Origin of the sequence: Achromobacter anxifer (assembly GCF_903652925.1) — a bacterium.
Taxonomy (GTDB): domain Bacteria; phylum Pseudomonadota; class Gammaproteobacteria; order Burkholderiales; family Burkholderiaceae_B; genus Achromobacter; species Achromobacter anxifer.
Map to the genome: position 1 here is coordinate 323,365 of NZ_CAHLAR010000004.1, position 22,789 is coordinate 346,153.

The window sequence follows — 22,789 nt, forward strand, 5'->3', positions numbered from 1 at the left end:
CGTCCCGCGTTGCAGCGGGACGACGTGGTGATGAGCAGAGGGTGAATTCTACCGCTTTCAGGGCTACTTCAGGCATGCCAGCCGCGCCGTTCGCAACGGCCAGCGCGGCTGGCGGGCAGGGCGCTACAGTTCCAGCACGATGCGTCCGCCCTGGGCGCGCGAGCAGCAGGCCATCATGCGCTTGCCATCCTGCCGTTCCGCGCGGGTCAGCACCACGTCGCGATGGTCGATGTCGCCGCCCAGCACGCGTACCTCGCAGGAGCCGCAAAGGCCTTCCTCGCAATCGCTCTGCACGTCGATGTTGGCGCCGCGCAGCGCGTTCAGCAGGGTCTGGTCGGCGGGCACCTGCACCACGATGCCGGAGTCCTTGAGTTCGGCTTCGAAGGCGTGTTCCTTGGACGGGTCCAGCGTGCCCAGCGTGGAATGAAAGTGCTCGACGCGCAGGCTGTCCTCGGGCCAGTCCGTGCAGGCCTGCTGCAGCGCGTCCAGCATGCGTTCGGGACCGCAAGCGTAGATCTGGACGCCGGCCTCGGGCCGCGCCAGCAGCGCGTCGAAGTCGTTGCGGCTGCCTTCGTCGCTGACGTGCAGGCGCAGGCGCGCGCCGTGCAGCGCCTGCAGCTCGTCCAGCAATGCCATGCAGGCGCGCGTGCGGCCGCTGTAATGCAGTTCGTAGTCGATGCCCAGTTCGCGGGCGCGGCGCGCCATCGCGCTGATGGGCGTGATGCCGATGCCGCCGGCGACGAAGATCAGGCGCTTTGCGCTCTCGTCCATGCGGAAGTGGTTGCGCGGCCCGCGTGCGCGCACGATGCTGCCGGGGCGCAGGTGCTGGTGGATCCAGGCCGAACCGCCACGCCCGTCCGCTTCCTTCAGCACCGCGATCTCCAGCGCGTTGGCCGCCGCCGGATCGCCACACAGCGAGTATTGGCGCGACAGACCGGTGTCACCGCATTCGACGTCGATGTGCGAACCGGGAGTCCAGCGCGGCAGGGGCTTGCCGTCGGGCGATTCGAGCCGGATACGCGCAATGCCGTCGGCGGCGGTCGCGACCTGGGTCACGACCAGCTTGCGGCTGATGGCGTGGGTGGAGGGTTCGCCGATGCGCACCGGCTGCACCTGTCCAAGCAAGGCGGGATCGTGGCGCTCGGGGTTGTCCGCCGGGTTCCATTCCACCCACAGATGCTCGGGGCCGCGGAACGAGGTATTGGGCACGTAGGTGAACTGCTGTTCGGCCAGGCGCATGTGCGGCAGGCGGCGGGTCAGTTCCTCCAGGAAGATCTGCATTTCCATGCGCGCCAGGTTCTTGCCCATGCACTGGTGCGCGCCATAGCCGAAGGTCAGCTGGTCGCTGGCGTTGTCGCGGCGGATGTCGAAGAAATCGGCGTCGGCGAAATGGCGTTCGTCGTGGTTGGCGGACGAGGACACGATCAGCAGCTTGGCGCCCGCCGGTATCGCCACGCCCGCGATTTCGGTGTCGCGCGTGGCCAGGCGGCGCCAGGCCGCGACCGAGCCGTTGTGACGCAGGCATTCCTCGACCGCGTTGGGCAGCAGGCCAGGGTCCTCGCACAGTTCGCGCCAGGCGTCGGGATGCTGCAGCAGCAGCTTGATGGCGTTGGCCGAGGCGTTGGCGGTGGTCTCATGGGCGGCGACGATGCCGGCCATCATCATCGAATGCAGATAGGAGTCGGTCACGACCTCGGGATGATCCTTCTGCTTGCGGATGCCGTACTGCATCCAGCCCGGCGCGTCTGGATCCTGGCGCATCTTGTCCAGGATCTTGCCGGCCAGCTGCCAGAAATTCCCCACCGCGTGCGCCACCGCCACTTGTTCCTCCGGCTTGGGCCGGCCCCAGGTGTTGACGGTGTGCGCGATGGAGTACTGGCGCAGCAGGTCCATGTCTTCCTCGGGCACGCCGAGGAAGTGCAGGGCGACCGTCAGCGGCACTTCCCACAGCATCTGGTCGACCAGGTCGGCGCGGCCGTCGTTGATGAAGCGGTCCACGTATTCGCGCGTCAGCCGCCGCACCATGGGTTCGTGGTGCTTGAGTTCGTCCGGCGTGAAGGGATCCATCAGCACGCGGCGGCGCGGCATGTGGGCCGGTTCGTCCTCGTTGACCAGGGTGCGGTTCATGGCGTAGCCGTAGCTGGCCAGCACGGCGTTGGCCTCGGGGCCGGTCGGCGTGATCTTTTCCAGCGCGATCGAGGGGCTGTAGGTGTGGTTGTCGCGGAACACCGCCTTGATGTCGTCGTAGCGGGTCACCACCCAGTAGCCGAGCTTGGGGCTGTAGAACACCGGTTCCTGTTCGCGCGCCCAGCGCACGTAGTCGGGCGGATCCTGCTGGTAACCGTCGCCGAAGGGGTCGAATTCGGCCGCCCGCGGACTGACCGGACAGCCCTGGGCACGTGCCAGCGCGGCGTGGTCGATGGGGCAGCCGCCGTTGCTGGCGGCTGCCTTGGATTCGGGGGTAGAAGTCTGGCCCATGGTGTCGCTCCGGATTACAATTGCGTAAATCATATACGCATTGCGTAATTATTCAATTGGGGTAATCTCCGGGCTGCGCCCGCAGCCGGCAGGCAGTCCATCCATCGCGCCGACATGACCCAGATTCCCGATCCAAACTCCGTTTCCGCTCCGTCCGAGCCGGCGCGCCCGCGCGAACGACGCCAGCGGGTGCAGGCCGCCGAGACCGGCATGGCCGTGCTCAAGGGGCTGGGCCGGCTGGGCGGCCGAGCCAGCCTGACCTTGCTGGCCGCGCAAGTGGACGAAAGCCCGGCCAAGGTCCACCGCTATCTGGTCAGTCTGATGGAAGAGGGCCTGGTGGCGCAGGATGCCGCCACCCAACAGTACTACCTGGCCCTGGAAGCCATGCTGCTGGGGCTGGCCGCGCTGCGCCAGGCCGATCCCATCCGCCTGGCCGAACCCAGCCTGGTGCGCCTGCGCGAAGGGCTGGAAGTGACCTGCTTCATTGCGGTGATGGGCAACAAGGGGCCGACCATCGTGCGCTTCGAGGAGCCGGGCCTGCCGGTGACGGTGAACGTGCGGATGGGTTCGGTGCTGTCGATGCTGTGGTCCGCCACCGGCCGGGTGTTCCTGGCGTTGCAGGACGACGCGCGAGTGCGCGCCCTGGCGGAAACGGAGCTGGCACGCGCGCCAGCGGAACTGCGCGCCCAGCTCGACGTCGCCGATCCCATCGGACGCTTGCGCCAGCAGGTGCTGGCCGAAGGCTGCGCCACGGTGCGCGATACCAATCTGAAGGGCATCAGCGCCGTGTCCGCGCCGCTGCTCAACCACAACGGGCGGCCCTGCGCCGCATTGACGGCGCTGGGCGCGACCGGAGGCTTCGACGCCTCGCCCGACGGCCCGATTGCGCAAGCGGTACGGCGCGAGGCAGAAGCGGCCAGCGTCTTGCTGGGCTACCAGGCGCCTTAGCTCGGCTCGATCGGGACTGTGCCGGCCGACACGCCGCGCAGCCATTCCATGGCGGCGCGCACCAGCGGCATCCCGGCCGTGCTGCGATTGATCACCGCGCCGATGGCGCCGAAATTCGCTTCCAGGCGCAGCGGAAGCACTGCCACGCCGCCTTGCCGCTCGCAGTAGCGCGCGATGGCCTGGGGCAGCGCCGCCAAGCCATCGTTTTGAGCCAGCAGCGCCAGCGTCGCCAATAGCGAGTTGGACTGGATGCTGGAATCGGGCGGACGCGCGCCGGATTGCGCGAAGGCCTCGTCCAGGCGTTCGCGCATCATGGTGCCTTCCAGCGGCAGCACCCAGGGCCAGCGCGCCAGCTCGGCGGCGTCGAGCGCATCGCGGCCGGCCAGCGGATGGCCGGGGCGCGCCACCACCAATATCGGTTCTTCATGCAGGCGGATGACTTCGCAGTCCGTGGGCAGCAAACGGCTGCCCAGCCGGCCCAGCACGATGTCCAGCTCGTCGCGCGCCAGCCTGTCCATGAGTTCGCCAAGCGCGCCTTCCACCAGCTTGACCTCCAGCCGCGGCGATTGCTGCTGCAGATGCGCGATCAGCTGGGGCGCAAGCCGGGGCGCGGCGGAGGGCAGAGTGCCCAGGCGCAGCAGGCTGGCGCCGCGTTCCTGCGCCGCGCGCAGTTCGGCGGCCACGCGCTGGGCCGCGCCCAGGCCGTTGCGGGCGTGGCGGATCATAACCATTCCGGCATACGTGGGCTGAGTGCCCTGGGTTCCGCGCTCGAACAGCGGATAGCCCACCTGTTCCTCCAGCTGCGCCAAGGCCTTGGACGCGGCGGGCTGGGACATGTGCAGGCGCTCGGCCGCGCGCCCCAGATGGCGCTCGTCGTCCAGCGCGACCAGCAGCTCGGCATGACGCCGCTTGAGATGGGTGCCGGCGCGATCGGACATGGCTTTACATATTCAATTGGTTATGAATCGTTCAGTTTATTTCATTTCACGCGGGCATCGCGCCCTGGGCATACTTGCCGCTCGACAAGACAGAGGCGTTCCCCGGGCCGGCCCCGGGAAGAGCGCCAGGATGGAGATGATTCATGAAGAAGTTCTGCTTGGCCGTGGCTGCAAGCCTGGCCTGTGGCATCGCGGGCGCGGCGCAGGCGGCCGACGCCTATCCGGCGCGGCCGGTGCAGATCGTGGTGCCGTTTTCACCGGGCGGCGCGGTGGACGTGCTGTCGCGCCAACTGGCGCAGCGCCTGGAGCCGCGCGGCTACACCATGGTGGTCGAAAACAAGCCCGGCGCCGGCGGCAACATCGCCGCATCCATGGTGGCCCGCGCCGCGCCTGACGGCTACACGCTGCTGATGGGCACCACCAATACGCACGGCATCAACAGCGTGCTGTATGCCAGCCTACCGTACGACCCGGTGCGCGACTTCGCGCCGGTAGGCCTGGTGGCGGACAACGTGGTGGTGCTGCTGGCCAATGCCGACTTTCCCGCCAAGACGCTGGCCGATGCGGTCAGCCTGATCAAGGCCAATCCCGGCAAGTACACCTATGGCTCGCCCGGCCTGGGCACGGTGCACCAGCTGGCGATGGAACAGCTGAAGCACGCCGCCGGGCTGGACGTGGTGCACGCGCCCTACAAGGGCGCTGCCCCCGCGATGGCCGACCTGGTCGCCGGCCACGTGCCCCTGATGATAGGCGGCATCGCGCCCGCCATTCCGTTCCTGGCGTCCGGCAAGGTCAAGGTGCTGGGCGTGGCCAATATCGAAAAATACGCCGCGCTGCCCGATGTGCCGCTGTTCTCGGACGTGGCGCCCGGCGTTGGGGTGCGTTCCTGGATCGGCTTGTTCGCGCCGGCCGGCACGCCGCCCGCCGTGGTGCAGAAGCTGAACGCGGACCTGCGCGCCGTGCTCACCGACCCGTCCTTCGAGCAGGTCTTGCAGCCCCTGGGCATGGTGCCCATCTACATGACGCCCGAGGCCTTCGGCGACATGGTCAAGCGCGACATGCCGGCCTGGCGTTCCGCGGTGGAGATGTCCGGAGCCAAGCAATGAGCCGTACCGAGAAGCCGGTCAATTTCCTTCTGTTCATCACCGACCAGCACCGCGCGGACCACCTGGGCGCCTATGGCAACCGCGTGGTACGCACGCCCAACCTCGACCGCCTGGCGGCCTCGGGCTGGCGCGCCGACAACATGCACGTGGCCACGCCCATCTGCATGCCGAACCGCGCCAGCCTCATGACGGGCCGTTATCCGTCCGCGCATGGCGCGCGCCACAACGGCATCGCGCTGTCCTTGCGCAGCCGCACTTTCGTCGAGGCCATGCGCGAAGCGGGCTACGGCACCGCGCTGGTGGGCAAGGTGCATCTGCAGAACATGACCGACATTCCGCCTTCCTGGCCGGTGCGCGCCGAGGACAGGCTGCCGCGCGAGGCAGTCGAGCCCGACGCCGGCCGCTACGACCAGGAGCAGCGCAAGCTGTGGTTGGAACGCGCCGACCATGATCTGAGCTATCCCTATTACGGTTTCGAGCAGGTGGACCTCGTCGACGACCATAGCGACGACGTGCACGGCCATTACCGTCGCTGGCTGCGCCGCGAGCATCCCGAGGTCGAGGCGCTGATCGGCCCCGGCCACGCGATTCCCGCTCCCGATTACGAACTGACGCGCATCCGCCAGGCCTGGCGCACGCGCGTGCCTGAAGAGCTGTATCCCACCGCCTACATCGCCGACCGCAGCATCGATGCGCTGCGCGGCTATGCGGCCGAAGGCCGGCCGTTCTTCCTGCAATGCTCGTTCCCGGACCCGCACCATCCCTTCACGCCGCCGGGGCGCTTCTGGGACCTGCACAAGCCGGAGGACATGGAACTGCCCGCGTCGTTCCACGGCGCCGGCGCGCCGCCGCCGCACGTGGCCTGGCTGCGCTCGCAGCGCGATGCCGGCACGGCCGTCAAGCACACGCCCGCGATCTTTGCCTGCAACGAGCGCGAGGCGCGCGAAGCACTGGCGCTCAACTATGGCTCCATCGCCAATATCGACAACCAGATCGGCAGGGTGCTGGCCGAGCTCGACGCGCTGGGGCTGGCCGACAACACAGTGGTGATCTTCACCAGCGACCATGGCGATTACCTGGGCGACCACCAACTGATGCTGAAGGGGCCGATCCACTACCGCGGCCTGACGCGCGTGCCTTTCATCTGGCGCGATCCCGCGGCAGGAGCTGTGGCGGGCGCTGCCAGCGACGCCTTGCTCAGCACCATCGACGTCGCGCCCACCGTGCTGGCGCGGGCCGGCGTGCAGCCTTACAACGGCATCCAGGGCCGCGATATGGCCGGGCTGATCGCGGGACGCGAATCCGCCGTGCGCGACGCGCTGATGATCGAGGAAGAGGGGCAGCGCGTGATTCTCGGCTTCAAGAGCCGTATCCGCTGCCGCAGCTTGCTGGCGGACGGATTCCGCGCCACGGTCTATGACGGCGCGCCCTGGGGCGAGCTGTATGACCTGAAGCAGGACCCCCACGAATTGCGCAACCTGTGGGACGACCCCGCGCATGCCGCCGACCGCGCGCGCCTGCTGGAGCGGCTGGCCTACGGCATGCTGGAGCACATCGACACCAGCCCCTATCCCAGCGCGCTGGCGTGATGACGGGCTGCCGGCCGGGCGCCGGCAGCCGCGTTCAAGCGGCCTTGGCGGCCAGCTTGGTCTTGTAGAGCCAGTCCTTGTAGTCGTCCAGGTCGCCGTCGAAGGGGCTGACCTCGCCGTCGGCCACGATGATGAATTCATCGGTGGTGGCGCGCAGCAGGTGGCGGTCGTGCGACACCAGCATCAGCGTGCCTTCGAACTGCGCCAGCGCGCTGGTCAGGGCTTCGCGCGTTTCCAGGTCCAGGTGGTTGGTAGGCTCGTCCAGCAGCAGCAGGTTGGGGCGCTGCCACACGATCAGGGCCAGCGCCAGCCTGGCCTTTTCGCCGCCGGAGAAGGGTGCGATGGAACTGGTGGCCATGTTGCCGTTGAAGTTGAAGCTGCCCAGGAAGTTGCGCAGCTCCTGCTCGCGCACCGTAGGCGCGATCTTCGTCATGTGCCACAGCGGCGATTCGTCATGCCGCAGCATTTCCACCTGATGCTGGGCGAAGTAGCCGATGGACAGGCCCTTGTTGAACTGGGCCTCGCCGGCCAGCGTCGCCAGCTCGCCCGCGATGGTCTTGATGAAGGTGGACTTGCCCGCGCCGTTGATGCCCAGGAGGCCGATGCGCTGGCCGGCCTGCAGCGAGAAATCGATGCCCGACACGATGATCTTGTCGGACACGGCTTCCGTCACTTCGTCCGTGATGCGGTAGCCGGCGCTGACGGCGTCCATGGTCAGAAGCGGATTGGGCGCGCGCAAGGGCTCGCGGAATTCGAACGAGAACTCGGCGGCCGCGCGCAGCGGCGCCACTTCCTCCATGCGGGCCAGCGCCTTGATCCGGCTCTGGGCCTGGCGCGCCTTGCTGGCCTGGGCCTTGAAACGGTCGATGAAGGATTGCAGGTGCGCGCGCTGGCGCATCTGCTTTTCCATCATGCCCTGGGCCAGTTCCAGTTGCGCGGCGCGCTGGCGCTCGAAGGACGAGTAATTGCCCGAGTAGCGCTTGAGCTTGCGCTCGTCGATATGGACGATGACGTTGACCACGCCGTCCAGGAAGTCGCGGTCGTGCGAGATGACGATCAGCGTGCCCGGGTAGCGCTTGAGCCAGTCTTCCAGCCAGATGATGGCGTCCAGGTCCAGGTGGTTGGTGGGCTCGTCCAGCAGCAGCAGATCGGACGGGCACATCAGCGCCTGCGCCAGGTTCAGGCGCATGCGCCAGCCGCCCGAAAAGCTGGTCAGCGGCAGCTGCATCTGCGCCTGCGTGAAGCCCAGGCCGGTCAAGAGCTGCTCCGCGCGCGAGTGCACCGTGTAGGCGTCCGCATCCGCCAGGGCCGAGTAGATCTCGGCCATGCGCAGGCCGTTATCCGCGCTTTCGGGCTCGGCTTCCAGCTGCGCCAGTTCCTCTTCCAGCTTGCGCAACGTGACGTCGCCGTCGATGGCGTATTCGATGGCGGGGCGGTCCAGCGCGGGCGTTTCCTGCGCCACGTAGGCCATGCGCCAGCTGGCGGGGTAGTCCAGGTCGCCCTGGTCGGCGTGCAGCGTGCCGCGCAAGAGGCCGAACAGGCTGGACTTGCCGGCGCCGTTGGCGCCGATCAGGCCGATCTTGTCGCCGGGGTTGAGCAGCAGGTCGACCTTGTCGAGCAAGGGCTTGACGCCGCGCATGAGTGAAACTTGTTGGAAGCGGATCATGGATGGTGCAACAGGGAACGCGGCAGGATTCCCGCCGGCCAGGCGCAGTGAAAAGTAATCGGGGAAAGGGGCGCACCGGCGGCGCGGCAGGCGGGCGGAACGGGCGGGCGTTCCGCGTCAAAGGCGGGTATTGTACCGGGCTTGGCGTGACAGGCGCGCTCTCGGGTCAGCGCGACGCGAACCGGCTGTCCAGCACCCGCCGCAGGCGCACCGCGTCGCCGAAGCGCGAGCCGCTCACGCCCTGCGCGTTGAGCAGCACCATGGCCAGGTTACGCTTGCCGACCTTGACCGCCATGACCAGGCAGTCGCCGGCTTCTCGCGTGGTGCCGGTCTTGGACACGAGAATGTCCCACTGCGGACGGCCCAGCAGGATGTTGGTGTTGCGGAAGGTCTGGCCGGCAGCCTGGTAGCTGGCCTCGCTGGCATATTGCCGGATCAGCGGCTGCGCGGAGATCGCCTGCAGCAGTTTGACCAGATCCCTGGCCGAAGACTGGTTGTCGTTGGACAGGCCGCTGGGTTCGGCGAAGCTGGAGTCGGTCATGCCCAGCGCGCGCGCTTCTGCATTCATGGCCGCGACGAATGCTGCCGTGCCGCCCGTATAGGTGCGCCCCAGGGCTTGCGCGGCGCTGTTTTCCGAAGGCACCAGCGCCAGGCGCAGCAGATCGGCGCGGCTCAGTTTGGTGCCGGCCGTCAGGCGCGACGGCAGCTCGCTGGTGGAGCGCGTGTCGCTGGCGTCGATGGTGATCATCTCGTCCATGGGCAGGCCGGCCTTGACCAGCGTCAGCGCCGCCATGAGCTTGGTGATGGAGGCTATCGGCCGCACGGCGTCTTCGTTGCGCGCGAACAGGATTTCGGCGGTGTCCATGTCCTGGACCAGGATCGTGCTGGACTTGAGCTTGCCGATTTCCTTGGCCGGGTCGCGCGTGACCAGCGAGGCATTGACGGCCGCGTCCGGGTCCAGCGGTTCGGGCTGCGCGCCCCAGCGCTGGACCGCGATGCGCTTGCCGTAGCCGTGCTGGCACATCGGCAGGGACGGTTGGGAATTGCAGGGATGGAAATTGGCCGCCTGAGCCTGCGCTGGCGCCGGCAAGCCCGCCGCCATGGCGGCCCAAAGCGCCGCCACGCAGAATGACATCCACATTTGCCGCAAGATCAGCGCCACCATCGCTCCCTGATTCGCCGGCCCCGCGCAGTGCGGGGCGTTACCGGAATATGCATTTGAAAGGCGATATTACTGCGGCTGGCGCGATCGCCGCCGCCACGCATGCCCGCAGAGGGCAAGGGGGGCCGTCGAGCCTGGCGCCCTGGCGCGCTAGCCGCGAGCGATGGCCTCGGCCAGCGCCAGCACGCGTTCGGCCTCTTGCGCATGCAGGTTTTCGACCAAGGCGCCGTCGACCACGGCCACGCCCAGGCCGGCGGCCTGCGCGGCCTGCCAGGCGTCCAGGCGCTTGCGCGCGGTGGCGAGTTCTTCTTCCGTTGGCGCGAAGGCGGCATTGGCCGCCGCGATCTGCTTGGGATGGATGAGCGTCTTGCCATCGAAGCCCTGGTCGCGTCCCTGCGTGCAGGCAGCCGCAAGGCCCGCGTCGTCCTGCAGGTCCAGGTGCACGCCGTCCAGCGCCGCCAGGCCGTGGGCCCGCGCCGCCATCACCGCCATCGAGCGCGCCCACAGGGTTTCTTCGCGCGACGGCGTATGGCGAGCGTGCAGGTCCTTCACCAGGTCCGACGTGCCGACGACGATGGCGGCCAGCCTGGGGTGGCCGCCCGCGATCGCGTCCAGCCGCAGAAAGCCCAGCGGCGTTTCCGCCATGGCCCACAGCGGCAGGTTGGCAGGCGCGCCGGCCGCGTCCAGCGCGCGGGCCAGCGCGGCCAGTTGTTCGGCCGACTGCACCTTGGGCAGCAGCACCGCGTCGGCGCCCGCGCCGGCGATGGCCCGCACGTCCTCCAGGCCCCAGGGGGTGTCCAGCGCATTGACGCGCACGATGCATTCGCGGCGTCCATAGCCGCCTGCGCGCAGGGCCGCGGCCACTTGCTCGCGGGCCTGCGCTTTCGCGTCGGGCGCGACCGCGTCTTCCAGGTCCAGGATCAGCGCATCGGCGTCGAGGCTGCGCGCCTTGTCCAGCGCGCGCGCGTTGGCGCCGGGCATGTAGAGTACGGAACGGCGGGGTCGGATCGAGGAATTCATGGCGTGATCATTCAGTTCTTGGAGCTGCCCACGATCCGCACCGGCGTAGTGCAGACGTAGCCCACACCGTACACGGTGCGTATGCCCATATCGCCGCCGGCTTGCGCGCGCAACTTGCGGCGCAGGCGGTGCATGTGGGCATCGAGCCGGTGCGTGTCATAGGCTTGCTCGCTGGCGCCCAGCGCCTCGATCAGCCGGCCGCGCGACAGCGGCAGCGGCGCGGCCTGGATCAGCGCGCCGATCAGGCGGCTCTCGGTGTCGGTGATGTCGACGCAGACCTGATCGGGCGACATCAGCGTGCGCCGCGCAGGGTCGAAGCGCCAGGCGTCGGATTCCGGCGCGGCCGGATCGCCCGCCGGCACCACGCGCAGGCGGCGCGACAGCGACACCAGGGTGGCGCCCAGTTCGGCAAGATTGACCGGCTTGGTCAGGTAGTGGTCGGCGCCCAGGCTCAGGCCGGACACCTTGTCTTCGCTCAGCAGGCGTCCGGTGAGCATGATGATGCCCATGGACGGAAAGCTGGTGCGCAGATGGGAAACGCGGGCCAGCCCGTCGCCGTCAGGCAGCATGGCGTCCAGCACCAGGATGCCCGGCGTCACGCTCAGCAGCAACTGGTCCAGCTCGGCCAGGGAGCCCGCGGTGAGGATGGCGCATTCCAGGCCAAGGTCCTGGATGTATTCGGCGATGGTGTCGCGCCAGTCCCCGTGGTCGTCGACGATGATGATGTTCACGGCGACGCGGGCGGCAGCGGTTGCGCGCAAGGCACTCCGGGGGCAAACACGCTTTCCGCTCCTTTATCTGGTCTTCTTGTATGGGGAGATCCCGCTGGCGCGGTTTTTTTCGTATCGCGCGCTTGCGGAGAATATCATCATCGCCTCTGCGGCGCCGCGTCAAGAATCAGGCATGGCTGCCGGGCTGCGAGGATTGCGTTGCTGGTCAAAAAATGACCAGCCCGTTGCGCATCGGCCGAACGGCCATCAGCCGTGGGTCCACGGCCGTTTTATCCACAGAAATTGTGGATAAGGGCAGCACTGTGGATACTGTGCTTTTTATGTAGGCAGGTATTCCACCGGCACGCCTGGCGGCACCTTGCGCATGCGGTCGCGCTCGATGCGCGGCGAGGCAAAACGGGTCTTGCGGGCAGCGGCATTCTGCAGCAGCACGGACAGCACCGCGCCCTTGTCCTGGATCCATTGGCTTTTGCCCCGCAGCAATTTCATGGCGTTCTCCACCGTGCCCAGGCGGTAGGTCATGGAATTGATCTGCACGGTGGTCTTGCCGTTGAACAGGGACTCGTCCTGTTCGGTGATCGCGGCGGCATCGAGGTTGTTGCTGTCGTGGTCGACGCGGTAGATGAACTTCAGGCCGCTGTGCGGATCCTGCGCGACCACCAGCTTGTCGGAGCCCGATATGTCGGACAGCATGCCGAGCACGGGCGATTCGACGAGCTGGTTGCCGCGCTGCTCCTCGGTGTAGATGAAAATGGTGTGGCGCGAACGCGCCGTGAAAGTCTGGTCCATACCTGGCGTCAATAGTGCGGGGCGAGCCTGGCGGCCCGTACAAGCGGCAAAAAGAACGAACGGCTGGCCGGGTCTACGCGGAACGGCGCATGCGCGCCAGCAGACGCGCTTTGACCGCGGGCCAATCCTCATCAAGGATCGCGAAATACACCATGTCGCGGGCGCGTCCCGATTGGGCGATCAGGTGCTTGCGGAACACGCCTTCCTCGACGCCGCCGATCCGGAGTATGGCCTGCCGCGACTGCATGTTGCTCAACTCCGTCTTGAATACGACGCGCATGATACCAATTGTTTCAAAGACGTGCTGCAACAACAGGAATTTGGCTTCGGTGTTGGCGCCGGATCTCTGGCTTTCCGGCGTGAGCCAGGTGCCGCCGATTTCCAGGCGCTTGTGCGCAAGCGCGATGTCCATGTAACGCGTGGCGCCGATGATCCGGCCATCATCCTGGCGCACGATGACAAACGGCAGGCAGTTGCCATCGCGCTGATTGGCCAGCGTGCGGTCCACGTAGCGCTGCATGTCGTCCTGCGATTGCACGGGCTCGGGCTGCAGCCGCCATAGCTCGGGATGCAGGCCAACCTGGGCCAGGGCTGCCGCATGGCCGGCTTGCAGCGGCTCAAGGCGCACGACCTCGCCGGCGAGCGTGACGGGTTGCAGGCTGGGGCTGGTCATGACGCATTCCTCGATGGGCTTGCCGACGTCGGGACACGCCGCGCAGGGGAGGATTCTACGCCCGCGGGCCCTTGCCGAACACGGTCCGCAAGCGCAGAATGCGCCGCATGAAAACAGACGTAGTGGTACTGGGCGCGGGCATCGTGGGGGTCAGCACCGCGCTGCATCTTGTGGCGCGCGGCCGTTCGGTCGTGCTGCTGGACCGGCGCGGCCCTGGCGAGGAAACCAGCTATGGCAATGCCGGCCTGATCGAACGCGCCAGCGTGATCCCGTATGCCTTTCCGCGTGACTGGCGCAGCTTGTGGCGCTATGCCCGCAACAATACGCCGGACGTGAGCTACCACCCGCGCTTCCTGCCGCGCATCGCGCCTTGGCTGCTGCGCTACTGGTGGCATTCGGCGCCATCGCGGCTGGCGCGCGCGGCCGAGGCGATGCTGCCCCTGATCGAGCGCAGCGTGGCCGAACATGACGCGCTCAAGGACGAGGCGGGCATTCCGCAATTGTTCCGGCGCAACGGCTGGATCGACGGCGTGCGCAGCGAGGCCGGCCTGGCCCAGGCCGTCGCCGAGGCGCAGGCGCTCGCGCCCTATGGCTTGAACTACCGGGTGCTGGACCGCCAGGCCCTGGCGGCCCTGGAGCCTTCGCTATCGCGCATGGCGGGCGCCGTGCATTGGCTGGACCCCGTCAACGTCTCCGACCCGGGCGCCGTGACGCGAGGCTACGCGGCCTTGTTCGAACGGCGCGGCGGCGTGCTGGCGCGCGGCGACGCGCGCAGTCTCAAGCAGGCGGGCAAGAACTGGCAGGTGCAAGGCGAGCAGGGCCTGATCGAGGCGCGCGACGTGGTCGTGGCGTTGGGTCCCTGGTCGCCGGACATCCTGCGCCCCTTGGGCTATCGCATTCCGATGGCGGTCAAGCGCGGCTATCACCAGCACTTTGCGCTGGAGGACGGGGCCACCCTGTCGCATCCGGTGGCGGACATCGAAAGCGGCTTTCTGGTAACGCCCATGACGCTGGGCGTGCGCCTGACGACCGGCGCCGAATTCGCGTCGCGCGATGCGCCGCCTTCACCCATCCAGATCCAGCGCACGCGCGTGCTGGCGAGGCAATTGCTGCCGCTGGGCGAGGCCGTTGAGCGTGAACCGTGGATGGGATGCCGGCCCTGCATGCCGGACATGCGGCCGGTCATCGGGCCCGCCCCGCGCCATGCGGGACTGTGGCTGGCCTTCGGCCATGCGCACCACGGCTTCACGCTGGGACCGGTGACGGGCAAGCTGCTGGCCAGCCTGATCACGGGTCAGGCGCCGGACATGGATCCGGCGCCTTACCGCGTCGGCCGCTGAGACCGCGCGCGGCAAGAGGCCGCAGGGCGGGGCTTCAGGCCTGCTTTGCAGCCTTTTCGCGGCGCTGGCGCACGGCCAGGGCCAGGCTTTCCAGCACGGGCGCGGTCTGCGACCAGCCCAGGCAGGCGTCCGTGATGGACACGCCGCGGCGCAGCGCCTGGCCCGGCTTCAGGTCCTGACGGCCTTCTTCGAGGTGGCTTTCGATCATCACGCCGGTGATGCGGGCGTCGCCCTGGGCGATCTGCGCGGCGATGTCGCGGGCCACGTCGACCTGGCGCAGGTGCGACTTGTTGGAGTTGGCGTGCGAGCAGTCGATCATGACCTGTTCGCGCTGGCCGGCGGCGCGCAGCGCGGCGCAGCAGGCGTCGACGCTGGCGGCGTCGTAGTTCGGGCCTTGCTTGCCGCCGCGCAGGATGACGTGGGTGTCCTGGTTGCCGCGGGTTTCGAAGATGGCGGCCATGCCCATCTTGGTCATGCCCATGAAGGCGTGCTTGGCGCTGGCGGCCACCATGGCGTCGGCCGCGATCTGCACGCCGCCGTCGGTGCCGTTCTTGAAGCCCAGCGGGCAGCTCAGGCCGGAGCTCAACTGGCGATGGCTGGGGCTTTCGGTGGTGCGCGCGCCGATGGCGCCCCAGGCGATCAGGTCCGCGATGTACTGCGGGCTGAGCAGGTCCAGGAATTCGGTGGCGATGGGCAGGCCCAGGCCGCTGATGTCCAGCAGCAGTTCGCGCGCGCGGCGCAGGCCTTCATTGATGCGGAAGCTGCCGTCCAGGCGCGGATCGTTGATATAGCCCTTCCAGCCGACGGTGGTGCGCGGCTTTTCGAAGTACACGCGCATCACGATGAGCAGGTCCTTCTGGTGCTGCTCGGCGGCGGCGCGCAGCAGGCGGGCATACTCCATGGCCTGGCCGTGGTCGTGGATGGAACAGGGGCCGACCACCAGCACCAGGCGGTCGTCGCGGCGATGCAGCACGTCGGCGATCTGGACGCGGCTCTGTTCGACCAGGGTCTGGATCTCGGCCGAAACTGGCAGTTCGTCCTGCAGCAGGGCGGGCGAAATCAAGGGCCGCACCGCGCTGATGCGGGTGTCGTCCGTGCGGGTGTTGTCCTGGGTAGAGTCGGCCGCGCCGACCTCGCGGTCGTGCAGGGGATCGTCGATGCGGGGGGTCAAGGGAAGCTCCGTGCCGTAGATGCGGGAAAGACATCTATTATGGCACCGGCGGCGGGGCAGGGCGACGGACGGTGGTCTCCGTCCGGCTGATGCCGCTGATACTAAGACTATCGGCGATGGACCTGCATTAACCCGTTAGCAATAACGACAGGCCGCGCGCAGATGCCTTAGCATGGTGTACACAGTGTTCAAGCGGCCGCCTGCGAAGGCCCGCCCTATACGGAGTAGGACGGTTGACCATGCCCAAAACCGAAACCGGCGGGACCCGACGCATACTCCTGGTCGAAGACCACCCGGTTGAACGCGCCTATCTGCAGAACATGCTGCTGGCGCTGGGGTTTCGCCGCGTGGCCGGTCTGGGCAGCAGCACCGAGGCGATCAGCGCGCTGGCGCGCCAGTTCTATGACGTGGTCATCAGCGATATCGTGGTGGGCGAGGGCGACGGCACGCGGCTGCCCAACGAGCTGCGCCGCCTGGTCGACGCCGGACGCCTGAAGAGCATGCCGCCCATCATCTGGATCAGCAGCCTCAGCGACGAGCTGCTGCAATCGCATGTGCGGCTGGCCTTGCAGGCCGGCTGTCCGTCGGCGCAGGCGCTGCCGAAGCCGGTTTCGCGCACGGCCATGCAGCAGGCGATCAAGACGGCCTTGCGCAGCGTCGACGAGGACGATGTCGAATCGCCCCGGCGGCGCTCGGTGCGGCGCGACGTCATCGAGGCGGCGCTGGGCCATGCGCTGATCACGGGCCAGGGCATGAGCGTGGTGCTGCAACCGCAGATGAGCCTGTCGACGGGCCGCGTGCTCGCGGCCGAGGCGCTGTCGCGCTGGGACCACCCCGGGCTGGGCTCGATCCCGGCGGCGGACTTCGTGCCGGCCGCGCACAGGCTGGGGCTGGACCGCACCTTGTTCAGCCGGGTGATGGACCGCGTGCTGGAAGTCCTGCAGCGCATGCACGCTGAAGACATCGCCGTACCAATTGCCATCAATGCTTCGGCTTCGACGCTGTGCTCGCCGGATCTGCCGGCTCTGCTGGAGCAGCGGGTGGGTCAGGCCGGGCTGCCGGCGAGGCTAGTCAAGGTGGAACTGACCGAGGACGAGCCCGTGACGGACTGGCTGGCCTTGTCATCGGTCCTGAACCTGTTGCGGGTGCGCGGCTTCGAGCTGGCGATGGACGATTTTGGCGCGGGGATTGCGTCCATGCGTCTGTTTTCGGCCATGCCCTTCACCGAGCTCAAAATAGATCGCGACTTCATCGTGCACATGCACCGCGAGCCCGCCTCGCGGGCCGTGGTGGCGGCGGCCATCGAAATGGGCCGGGTGCTGGGCCGGCGCGTCGTTGCCGAAGGGGTGGAACATGAGCGCGACGTGGCCCTGTTGCGCGAATTGGGCTGCGATGTCGCGCAAGGCTATTGCATCTCCGTGCCGCTGGAACCCGACGCCTTCATCGAGTTCTGCCGCAGTCACTGATCCTTTCAGCCCCATCCAGGAGTATCCTGACGCTGGCCGGATCCGTCCGGCCAGCCAGGGATTTGACCCGGATCAAGGCCACGGCGGTGCGGCGAAAAAAACCGTCCCAGCCGGCCTTACCATTGATCCATAAGGGCCGCGCGCGGTGGCGCGGCTGCCACAAGATGGAGCGATGAAACGATGCGACGCATGCTGGCCGCGGTTCTGCTGATTTCCTTGCTGGCCTGGGCCGGCGCCTACTGGGCCCAGCCTCCCGCCGAACTCAACGTCTGGACCGCGCGCGACCAGCTGATCCTGCTGACCGGCTTGAGCGCCTACGCGGTCATGACCCTGATCATGCTGCTGGCGGTGCGCCCGATGTGGCTCGAAACCCGGCTGGGCGGGCTGGACAAGATGTACCGGCTGCACAAATGGAGCGGCATCCTGGCTGCGGCGCTGGCGGCGGCGCACTACCTGATCAAGCTCGGCAAGCCCTTGTTGCTGGCGCTGTTCGACCCGGTGCCCAAGACGCCGCGCGCGGCGGCCTTGCTCGACATGTTCCGCGGCTCCGCCAAGGATATCGGCGAATGGGCGGTATGGATCCTGGCGGCCATGGTGCTGCTGACCTTGTGGCGGCGCTTTCCATATCACATCTGGCGCCAGGTCCACCGCATCGCGGCCGTGATCTTCCTGGTGGTCGCTTTCCATGGGGTGGTGCTGACGCCGGCCGCGTGGTGGTGGCAGCCTGCCGGATGGCTGATGGCCTTCTGTACCGCGTTGGGGACGGTCTGCGCCCTGATGGCGCTGACGGGCAACATCGGGCGCGGGCGGCGCTACAAGGGGCAGGTGCTGGCCATCGACCACCTGTCGGATGACATCCTGGCGCTGACCTGCAGGGTGGAGGGCAACTGGCATCACCGTGCCGGACAGTTCGCCTTCCTGACCGCCGACCGCCGCGAGGGTGCGCACCCGTTCACGGTATCCGGCGCGGACGACGGCACCGGGCGCGTGCAGTTTTCGATCAAGGCGCTGGGTGACTACACGCGGCGCCTGCAGCGCAGCCTGAAGGTGGGGCAGCAGGTGCTCATCGAAGGCCCGTACGGCTGCTTCGACTTCCAGCGCGACGATGGCCGGTCGCAGATATGGGTAGCGGCGGGCATCGGCGTCACACCCTTCATTTCATGGCTGGAGTCCCTGCAGACCGATCCGGACACCGCGCCCGTCGCGACGCTGTACTACTGCGCCCGCAACGCCGACGACGCGCCGTTCGCGGACCACCTGCAGGCGCTGTGCGCGCGCGTCCCGAACGTCACCCTGCATGTGCGCTACAGCGATACCCAGAGGCCCTTGACCGCCGCCGAGCTGGCGGCGGACCACAAGCCGGGCACGCAATGGCCCAGCGTGTGGTTCTGCGGCCCGGCGGGATTCGCCGATGCCTTGAAGGACGGGCTGCACCGGCGCGGCATGCCGGTGAGCGCGCTGTTCCACCAGGAAGCTTTCCAGATGCGCTGAGCGCCTCAGATGCCGGAAACTTCCACGTCGCCCGGATAATCGACCGAGAATTTCAGCACGGTCTCGCGCGATTTGCCGGGCTCCATTTCCCAGTCCCAGACCAGCTTGCCGTCTTCTTCGCGCTTGATCTCGCGGTCGGCCGGAGAGAGCAGCTTGACCACGATCTTCTCGTTGCGCGAGATCGGCAGGCGGTCCTTGAAGGACACCTGTTCCTTGGTGGCCTTGTTGTTCTTCACCGTGATCTTGTACTCATAGGTCACGCGCTTGCCGCTGCCGGAAAAGCCCGTGCTCTCGGTAAAGCGATTGACCAGCTGGCGCTTGATGGAGATGCCCTCGTCGGCGCCCAGCGCCAATTCGAGCTTCTCGCCGGGCATCACGGCTTTCATCGTGCTGGCCGCGACGAAGGCGTCGTCCAGGAAGGTGTTCAGCGAGCCCGCCAGGAAAGGAAAGTCCGTGTTGTTGCTGGCGTGCGCGGTCAGGAACATGGCTTCGCGCAGGGCCGGCGTCGACTGGTACTGGAGCGTGGCCGGCAGCTTGGCGGTGGCGATGGCGACGCGCTGCGTGGTGTTGTCGGACAGCAGGGTGGCCGTATTCTTGATCTGGAACGAGGCGCTGGTCGCCTCGGATTGCACCTGGGCGGTGGCTTGTTCGACCGGCTCGGGCGCCACCTCGGCCATGGGCGCGGCCGCGTCCGAAAAAGACTGGATGCGCTCGCGCGACATCTTGGCCTCGGCCTGCTGCGGGGCCGCGGCCGGCGCGGGACGGCGGGGCGCCGGCATCGGCGGCGGCGGAGCCGCCACGTCGACGATCCAGGGTTGCAACGCCGGCGCGCCGCCGCCCAGCGAGGGCCGGGCGGTGGACAGCGTGAGCTTGACGTTGTTCCAGTCCTCGCCGGTGTTCTGGCGGATGACGCCGAAGTAGCCCAGGTCGACGCTGCGGTCGGCGGGCCGCAGGCGCGCATCGTAGGCGGGCGTCCAGCGGGCGCCGGCTACCGCGTAGGAGACGTTCAGGTCCAGCTTGCCCGCGCGCGCCAGGTTGACGCGCAGGGTGACGGTCTTGGTGCGCCGGCTCAACGAGCTTTGCAGCTGGTCCAGCTGGCTTTGCAGCGCGGTCAGTTCGCGCTCCAGGTTCTCTTTCTGTTCGGCGACCCGGCGCAGGCCGGCCAGGGCCTTGGCCAGCGAATCCGCGCTCAACGACTGGATCGCCTTCAGTTCGTCCAGCGTCAGGCGGACGCCATCCTTGGAGGGTTCCGTGGCGCCGCGCTGCATCATCAGCACCAGTTCGCGCTGGTTGTCCAGCACCGCCGCCTCGTCGTCCAGGGCCGCCTGCTGGACCTGCAACTTGCGCACCTGCTCCTCCAGCTGCTTGACGCGCTCGTTGGGCGTGTCGGCCTGGTAGGCGTCGCGCACCTTCACGTCCAGCAGCGTCGCCTGGCCGGTGCTCTTGGCCGACACCTGCAGCGAGTTTTCCTGCAGGCTGGCCGGCAGTTTCTCCAGCACCAGCTCGTGCTCGCCCGCCGCCAGTTCGCTGCTGGCCGCGCGGGTCACGACGGCGCGGTCCTGGTAGACGGTCACGGAACCGATGGAGGAAGCCAGCCCGGCGGCCGCGCCCAGGCCGGGTATCGTCGCGATGGCCAAGGCCAGAAGGGTACGTCGCACTAAGTCACCTTTAGACAGGTAGGAATCGAAAGCGGCGCGTCCAGGAAGAGGGACAGGCCGCCAAGCGCGCCAATTTACCTTGCGGGCTTGGCCATGGTTTTACAGAAAATGACAAAAGCGACAGGCGGATACGGCGGTCTGCACGGACGCGCCGGTGACGCCTGTCAGGGGTGCGCAAGCTCGCGCAGCATGCCGACCGCATTGCCCGCCGCGATCGAGCGTTCATGGCGGCGGTAGGCCATGTCCAGCAGCGCATGCGGCGCGTCGCCCTTGATCGGCCGGTACTCGATGCCTTGCGCGCCCATGTGGCGCATGGCGGCGGGCACGACGGAAATGCCCACGCCCGCCGCGACCAGGCTGACGATGGAAGCCATCTGCGGCGCCTCCTGGATCACGCGCGGCGCGAAACCCGCCCGCAGGCAGGCCGACATGATCGCGTCGTACAGACCGGCGCCGATGGGGCGCGGATAAAGCACGAAGTCCTCGTCCGCCAGCGCGTCGATGGGGATGCTGCGCTTGCGGCTCAAGCGATGGTCGGGGGGCAGGGCGACCAGCATGGGTTCGTCCAGCACGCGCTCGGACGCGAACTCGGCGTCCAGCACGTAGGGCGGGCGCACGAAGGCCACGTCAACCTCGCCGGCGCGCAAGCCGCGCAGCAGCGTCACCGTATTGCTTTCGGTGAGCGTGACGCGCACGTCGGGATAGCGGTCTCGATAGGCGCGGATGGCGCGCGGCAGATAGGGATGGAACACGGCCGAGGCCGTGAAGCCCACCGTGATGGCGCCGCGCTCCCCGCGCCCCAGCCGCCGCGCCGTGTCGATGGCGCGGTCGGCGCTGGCGAGTATGGCGCGCGCGTCTTCCAGGAATTGCGCGCCTGCCTCGGTCAGCGCGATGCCGCGGGGCAGGCGCAGGAATAGCGGGGTGCCGATTTCACGTTCAAGCTGCTGGATCTGCTGGCTCAGCGGCGGCTGGCCGATGCCCAACCTGGCGGCGGCCCGCGTGAAGTGCAGTTCCTCGGCGACCGCCGTGAAATAACGCAGGTGGCGCAGTTCCATCTTTTCTATATATGGTAGGGGCTAGTCTCATATATTGGACATATGCAAGCGAAAAGTCTACCTTGGTGGCGTGGGCTGCATGCCCGCCGCTATTCGAGAATCCCGATGTCCGCCCCTACAGCCAGTTCTTCCTCCACCACCGCCGCCACGCCGGCGCAGTCTGCTCCTGCATCATCCATCCCATCGTCTCCTCATCTGGCCCGCGGCACGCCCGGGCTGCGACGGGCCCAATGGGCATTGTTCGCGGCAGGCTTTTCGACCTTTTCGCTGCTGTATTGCGTGCAGCCCCTGATGCCGCTGTTCACCCAGGCTTTCGGCGTGTCGCCCGCGCAGAGCAGCCTGGTGCTGTCGCTGTGCACCGGCCTGCTGGCGGTGGCCATTTTCTTCGTGGGCCTGTTTTCCCAGGCACTGCCGCGCAAACGCACCATGGCGCTGTCGCTGTTCGCCTCGGCCGTGCTGGGCACCATTGCCGCGGCGGCGCCGGACTGGCACAGCCTGCTGGCGTTGCGCGCGCTGCAAGGCGTGGCGATGGGCGGCGTGCCAGCCGTGGCCATGGCCTATCTGGCCGAAGAGGTGGAGCCAGGCACCCTGGGATTCGCCATGGGCCTGTACATCGGCGGCAGCGCCTTCGGCGGACTGTCCGGCCGGGTCATCACCGGCCTGGTGTCGGATCATTATGGCTGGCGTGCCGCGCTGGGCACGCTGGGCATGGTCGGGATCGTGGCGGCGGCGCTGTTCATCTGGCTGCTGCCCCCGTCGCGCAACTTTGCGCCGCAACGCGGCAGGGGCTGGGCGGGCGTATGGGGCGACGTGCGTACCGGCGCGGCCACGCACCTGAAGAACGGCCCCTTGTGCGGCCTGTTTGCGCTGGGCGGCCTTCTGATGGGCGCGTTCGTCACCGTCTACAACTACGTCGGCTTCCGCCTGCTGCTGCCGCCGTTCTCGCTCAGCCAGACCTTCATCGGCTTCATCTTCGTGGTCTATCTGGTGGGCATCTTCGCCTCGACCTGGTTCGGCCGCCTGGCCGACCGCCACGGGCGCGGCGCGATGCTGTCGGCGGCCACCGGCCTGGCGCTGGCGGGCCTATTGCTGACCCTGTCCGACTCGCTGATCGTCCTGGTGGCCGGCATCGTCGTGTTCACCTTCGGCTTCTTCGCGGCTCACGCGGTCGCCAGCGGCTGGGTGGGGCAGATGGCGCGCGGCTACAAGGCGCTGGCGGCCTCGCTCTACCTGCTGGTGTACTACGTGGGGTCCAGCGTGCTCGGGGCCTTGGGCGGGCATTTCTGGACGACGGGACTGTGGCCCGGCGTGGCGGCGATGGCAGGCGGGCTGCTGGTCCTGGCGCTGGCGATCAGCGCCCGCCTGTACTGGCGCACGGGCCGCGCGCCGGCCTCGGCCCCCCTGGGAGGCGGGGCCTCCTAGGCTGGCGGCCTAAAAGCTAGTAATTCTCATTTATAATTTGCGGCACGCTCGGCGAGCGCCATCCCACTCCAGATCCGAGGGCCGCG

18 protein-coding genes are annotated in these 22,789 nt (G+C 68.0%); 7 read left to right on the forward strand and 11 right to left on the reverse strand.

Translation table 11 applies throughout. The annotated features are described in order from the left end of the window. Positions 1-123: 123 nt before the first annotated feature. Positions 124-2,478, reverse strand: a complete 2,355-nt coding sequence (locus HWY37_RS14570) for a cytochrome P450/oxidoreductase (RefSeq protein WP_176088906.1) — start codon at positions 2,476-2,478, stop codon at positions 124-126. 114 nt (positions 2,479-2,592) lie between these two features. Here HWY37_RS14570 and HWY37_RS14575 point away from each other — a divergent pair, with 114 nt between their 5' ends. Next, the gene (locus tag HWY37_RS14575; protein ID WP_176088907.1) at positions 2,593-3,426 is read left to right on the forward strand and encodes an IclR family transcriptional regulator; all 834 of its coding nucleotides are present in this window, start codon (positions 2,593-2,595) and stop codon (positions 3,424-3,426) included. Here the strand turns inward: HWY37_RS14575 and HWY37_RS14580 are convergent. Continuing rightward, positions 3,423-4,364, reverse strand: coding sequence for a LysR substrate-binding domain-containing protein (locus HWY37_RS14580; RefSeq protein ID WP_176088908.1), 942 nt, complete (start codon positions 4,362-4,364; stop codon positions 3,423-3,425). The two genes, HWY37_RS14575 and HWY37_RS14580, sit on opposite strands and share 4 nt — an antisense overlap. Before the next feature lie 143 nt (positions 4,365-4,507). Here HWY37_RS14580 and HWY37_RS14585 point away from each other — a divergent pair, with 143 nt between their 5' ends. Together HWY37_RS14585 and HWY37_RS14590 are read left to right on the forward strand one after the other, a co-directional pair. Further along, positions 4,508-5,470: a Bug family tripartite tricarboxylate transporter substrate binding protein gene (locus HWY37_RS14585; protein ID WP_176088909.1), complete on the forward strand. Its 963-nt coding sequence runs from the start codon at positions 4,508-4,510 to the stop codon at positions 5,468-5,470. Continuing rightward, positions 5,467-7,059 carry a sulfatase family protein gene (locus HWY37_RS14590; protein ID WP_176088910.1) on the forward strand — a complete coding sequence of 531 codons (1,593 nt, stop codon included), beginning with the start codon at positions 5,467-5,469 and terminating at the stop codon, positions 7,057-7,059. The genes HWY37_RS14585 and HWY37_RS14590 overlap by 4 nt, the downstream gene beginning before the upstream one ends. Positions 7,060-7,093: 34 nt before the next feature. On the opposite strand, the gene HWY37_RS14595 is transcribed toward HWY37_RS14590, so the two are convergent. The 6 genes from HWY37_RS14595 to HWY37_RS14620 form a co-directional block, all read right to left on the reverse strand. Next, positions 7,094-8,725: an ATP-binding cassette domain-containing protein gene (locus HWY37_RS14595; RefSeq protein WP_176088911.1), complete on the reverse strand. Its 1,632-nt coding sequence runs from the start codon at positions 8,723-8,725 to the stop codon at positions 7,094-7,096. A gap of 166 nt (positions 8,726-8,891) precedes the next feature. Beyond that, the gene (locus HWY37_RS14600; RefSeq protein WP_246302299.1) at positions 8,892-9,860 is read right to left on the reverse strand and encodes a serine hydrolase; all 969 of its coding nucleotides are present in this window, start codon (positions 9,858-9,860) and stop codon (positions 8,892-8,894) included. A 177-nt stretch (positions 9,861-10,037) separates the two neighbouring features. Continuing rightward, complete coding sequence (locus HWY37_RS14605; RefSeq protein ID WP_176088912.1) at positions 10,038-10,907, reverse strand: HpcH/HpaI aldolase/citrate lyase family protein; 870 nt, start codon at positions 10,905-10,907, stop codon at positions 10,038-10,040. Positions 10,908-10,918: 11 nt separating this feature from the next. Then, complete coding sequence (locus tag HWY37_RS14610) at positions 10,919-11,638, reverse strand: response regulator transcription factor (protein ID WP_176089089.1); 720 nt, start codon at positions 11,636-11,638, stop codon at positions 10,919-10,921. A 318-nt stretch (positions 11,639-11,956) separates the two neighbouring features. Beyond that, on the reverse strand, positions 11,957-12,427 hold the full coding sequence (locus HWY37_RS14615; protein WP_175205677.1) for a hypothetical protein: 471 nt from the start codon (positions 12,425-12,427) through the stop codon (positions 11,957-11,959). Between the two features lie 73 nt (positions 12,428-12,500). Then, complete coding sequence (locus HWY37_RS14620) at positions 12,501-13,100, reverse strand: GNAT family N-acetyltransferase (protein WP_176088913.1); 600 nt, start codon at positions 13,098-13,100, stop codon at positions 12,501-12,503. A gap of 107 nt (positions 13,101-13,207) precedes the next feature. Here HWY37_RS14620 and HWY37_RS14625 point away from each other — a divergent pair, with 107 nt between their 5' ends. Then, the gene (locus HWY37_RS14625) at positions 13,208-14,440 is read left to right on the forward strand and encodes an NAD(P)/FAD-dependent oxidoreductase (RefSeq protein ID WP_176088914.1); all 1,233 of its coding nucleotides are present in this window, start codon (positions 13,208-13,210) and stop codon (positions 14,438-14,440) included. A 34-nt stretch (positions 14,441-14,474) separates the two neighbouring features. Here the strand turns inward: HWY37_RS14625 and HWY37_RS14630 are convergent, their stop codons facing one another. Further along, positions 14,475-15,611 carry a 3-deoxy-7-phosphoheptulonate synthase gene (locus tag HWY37_RS14630; RefSeq protein WP_281372228.1) on the reverse strand — a complete coding sequence of 379 codons (1,137 nt, stop codon included), beginning with the start codon at positions 15,609-15,611 and terminating at the stop codon, positions 14,475-14,477. A 239-nt stretch (positions 15,612-15,850) separates the two neighbouring features. On the opposite strand from HWY37_RS14630, the gene HWY37_RS14635 reads away from it, so the two are divergent. Continuing rightward, complete coding sequence (locus HWY37_RS14635; protein WP_175205680.1) at positions 15,851-17,077, forward strand: EAL domain-containing response regulator; 1,227 nt, start codon at positions 15,851-15,853, stop codon at positions 17,075-17,077. 189 nt (positions 17,078-17,266) lie between these two features. Then, positions 17,267-18,568: a ferredoxin reductase family protein gene (locus tag HWY37_RS14640; protein ID WP_246302300.1), complete on the forward strand. Its 1,302-nt coding sequence runs from the start codon at positions 17,267-17,269 to the stop codon at positions 18,566-18,568. Between the two features lie 5 nt (positions 18,569-18,573). Here the strand turns inward: HWY37_RS14640 and HWY37_RS14645 are convergent, their stop codons facing one another. Together HWY37_RS14645 and HWY37_RS14650 are read right to left on the reverse strand one after the other, a co-directional pair. Continuing rightward, positions 18,574-20,226, reverse strand: coding sequence for a mucoidy inhibitor MuiA family protein (locus tag HWY37_RS14645; RefSeq protein ID WP_246302301.1), 1,653 nt, complete (start codon positions 20,224-20,226; stop codon positions 18,574-18,576). Positions 20,227-20,390: 164 nt separating this feature from the next. Further along, positions 20,391-21,281, reverse strand: a complete 891-nt coding sequence (locus HWY37_RS14650; RefSeq protein WP_176088915.1) for a LysR family transcriptional regulator — start codon at positions 21,279-21,281, stop codon at positions 20,391-20,393. 105 nt (positions 21,282-21,386) lie between these two features. Here HWY37_RS14650 and HWY37_RS14655 point away from each other — a divergent pair, with 105 nt between their 5' ends. Continuing rightward, positions 21,387-22,703 carry an MFS transporter gene (locus HWY37_RS14655; RefSeq protein WP_175205682.1) on the forward strand — a complete coding sequence of 439 codons (1,317 nt, stop codon included), beginning with the start codon at positions 21,387-21,389 and terminating at the stop codon, positions 22,701-22,703. Positions 22,704-22,789: the final 86 nt, after the last annotated feature.

Excerpts from the sequence above, each read along its gene's own strand:
- HWY37_RS14595 (WP_176088911.1), bottom strand. The coding sequence starts at position 8,725 with ATGATCCGCTTCCAACAAGTTTCACTCATGCGCGGCGTCAAGCCCTTG.
- HWY37_RS14650 (WP_176088915.1), bottom strand. The coding sequence starts at position 21,281 with ATGGAACTGCGCCACCTGCGTTATTTCACGGCGGTCGCCGAGGAACTG.
- HWY37_RS14620 (WP_176088913.1), bottom strand. The coding sequence starts at position 13,100 with ATGACCAGCCCCAGCCTGCAACCCGTCACGCTCGCCGGCGAGGTCGTG.
- HWY37_RS14585 (WP_176088909.1), top strand. The coding sequence starts at position 4,508 with ATGAAGAAGTTCTGCTTGGCCGTGGCTGCAAGCCTGGCCTGTGGCATC.
- HWY37_RS14570 (WP_176088906.1), bottom strand. The coding sequence starts at position 2,478 with ATGGGCCAGACTTCTACCCCCGAATCCAAGGCAGCCGCCAGCAACGGC.
- HWY37_RS14635 (WP_175205680.1), top strand. The coding sequence starts at position 15,851 with ATGCCCAAAACCGAAACCGGCGGGACCCGACGCATACTCCTGGTCGAA.
- HWY37_RS14655 (WP_175205682.1), top strand. The coding sequence starts at position 21,387 with ATGTCCGCCCCTACAGCCAGTTCTTCCTCCACCACCGCCGCCACGCCG.
- HWY37_RS14615 (WP_175205677.1), bottom strand. The coding sequence starts at position 12,427 with ATGGACCAGACTTTCACGGCGCGTTCGCGCCACACCATTTTCATCTAC.
- HWY37_RS14590 (WP_176088910.1), top strand. The coding sequence starts at position 5,467 with ATGAGCCGTACCGAGAAGCCGGTCAATTTCCTTCTGTTCATCACCGAC.
- HWY37_RS14580 (WP_176088908.1), bottom strand. The coding sequence starts at position 4,364 with ATGTCCGATCGCGCCGGCACCCATCTCAAGCGGCGTCATGCCGAGCTG.
- HWY37_RS14605 (WP_176088912.1), bottom strand. The coding sequence starts at position 10,907 with ATGAATTCCTCGATCCGACCCCGCCGTTCCGTACTCTACATGCCCGGC.
- HWY37_RS14600 (WP_246302299.1), bottom strand. The coding sequence starts at position 9,860 with ATGTCATTCTGCGTGGCGGCGCTTTGGGCCGCCATGGCGGCGGGCTTG.
- HWY37_RS14625 (WP_176088914.1), top strand. The coding sequence starts at position 13,208 with ATGAAAACAGACGTAGTGGTACTGGGCGCGGGCATCGTGGGGGTCAGC.
- HWY37_RS14640 (WP_246302300.1), top strand. The coding sequence starts at position 17,267 with ATGCTGGCCGCGGTTCTGCTGATTTCCTTGCTGGCCTGGGCCGGCGCC.
- HWY37_RS14575 (WP_176088907.1), top strand. The coding sequence starts at position 2,593 with ATGACCCAGATTCCCGATCCAAACTCCGTTTCCGCTCCGTCCGAGCCG.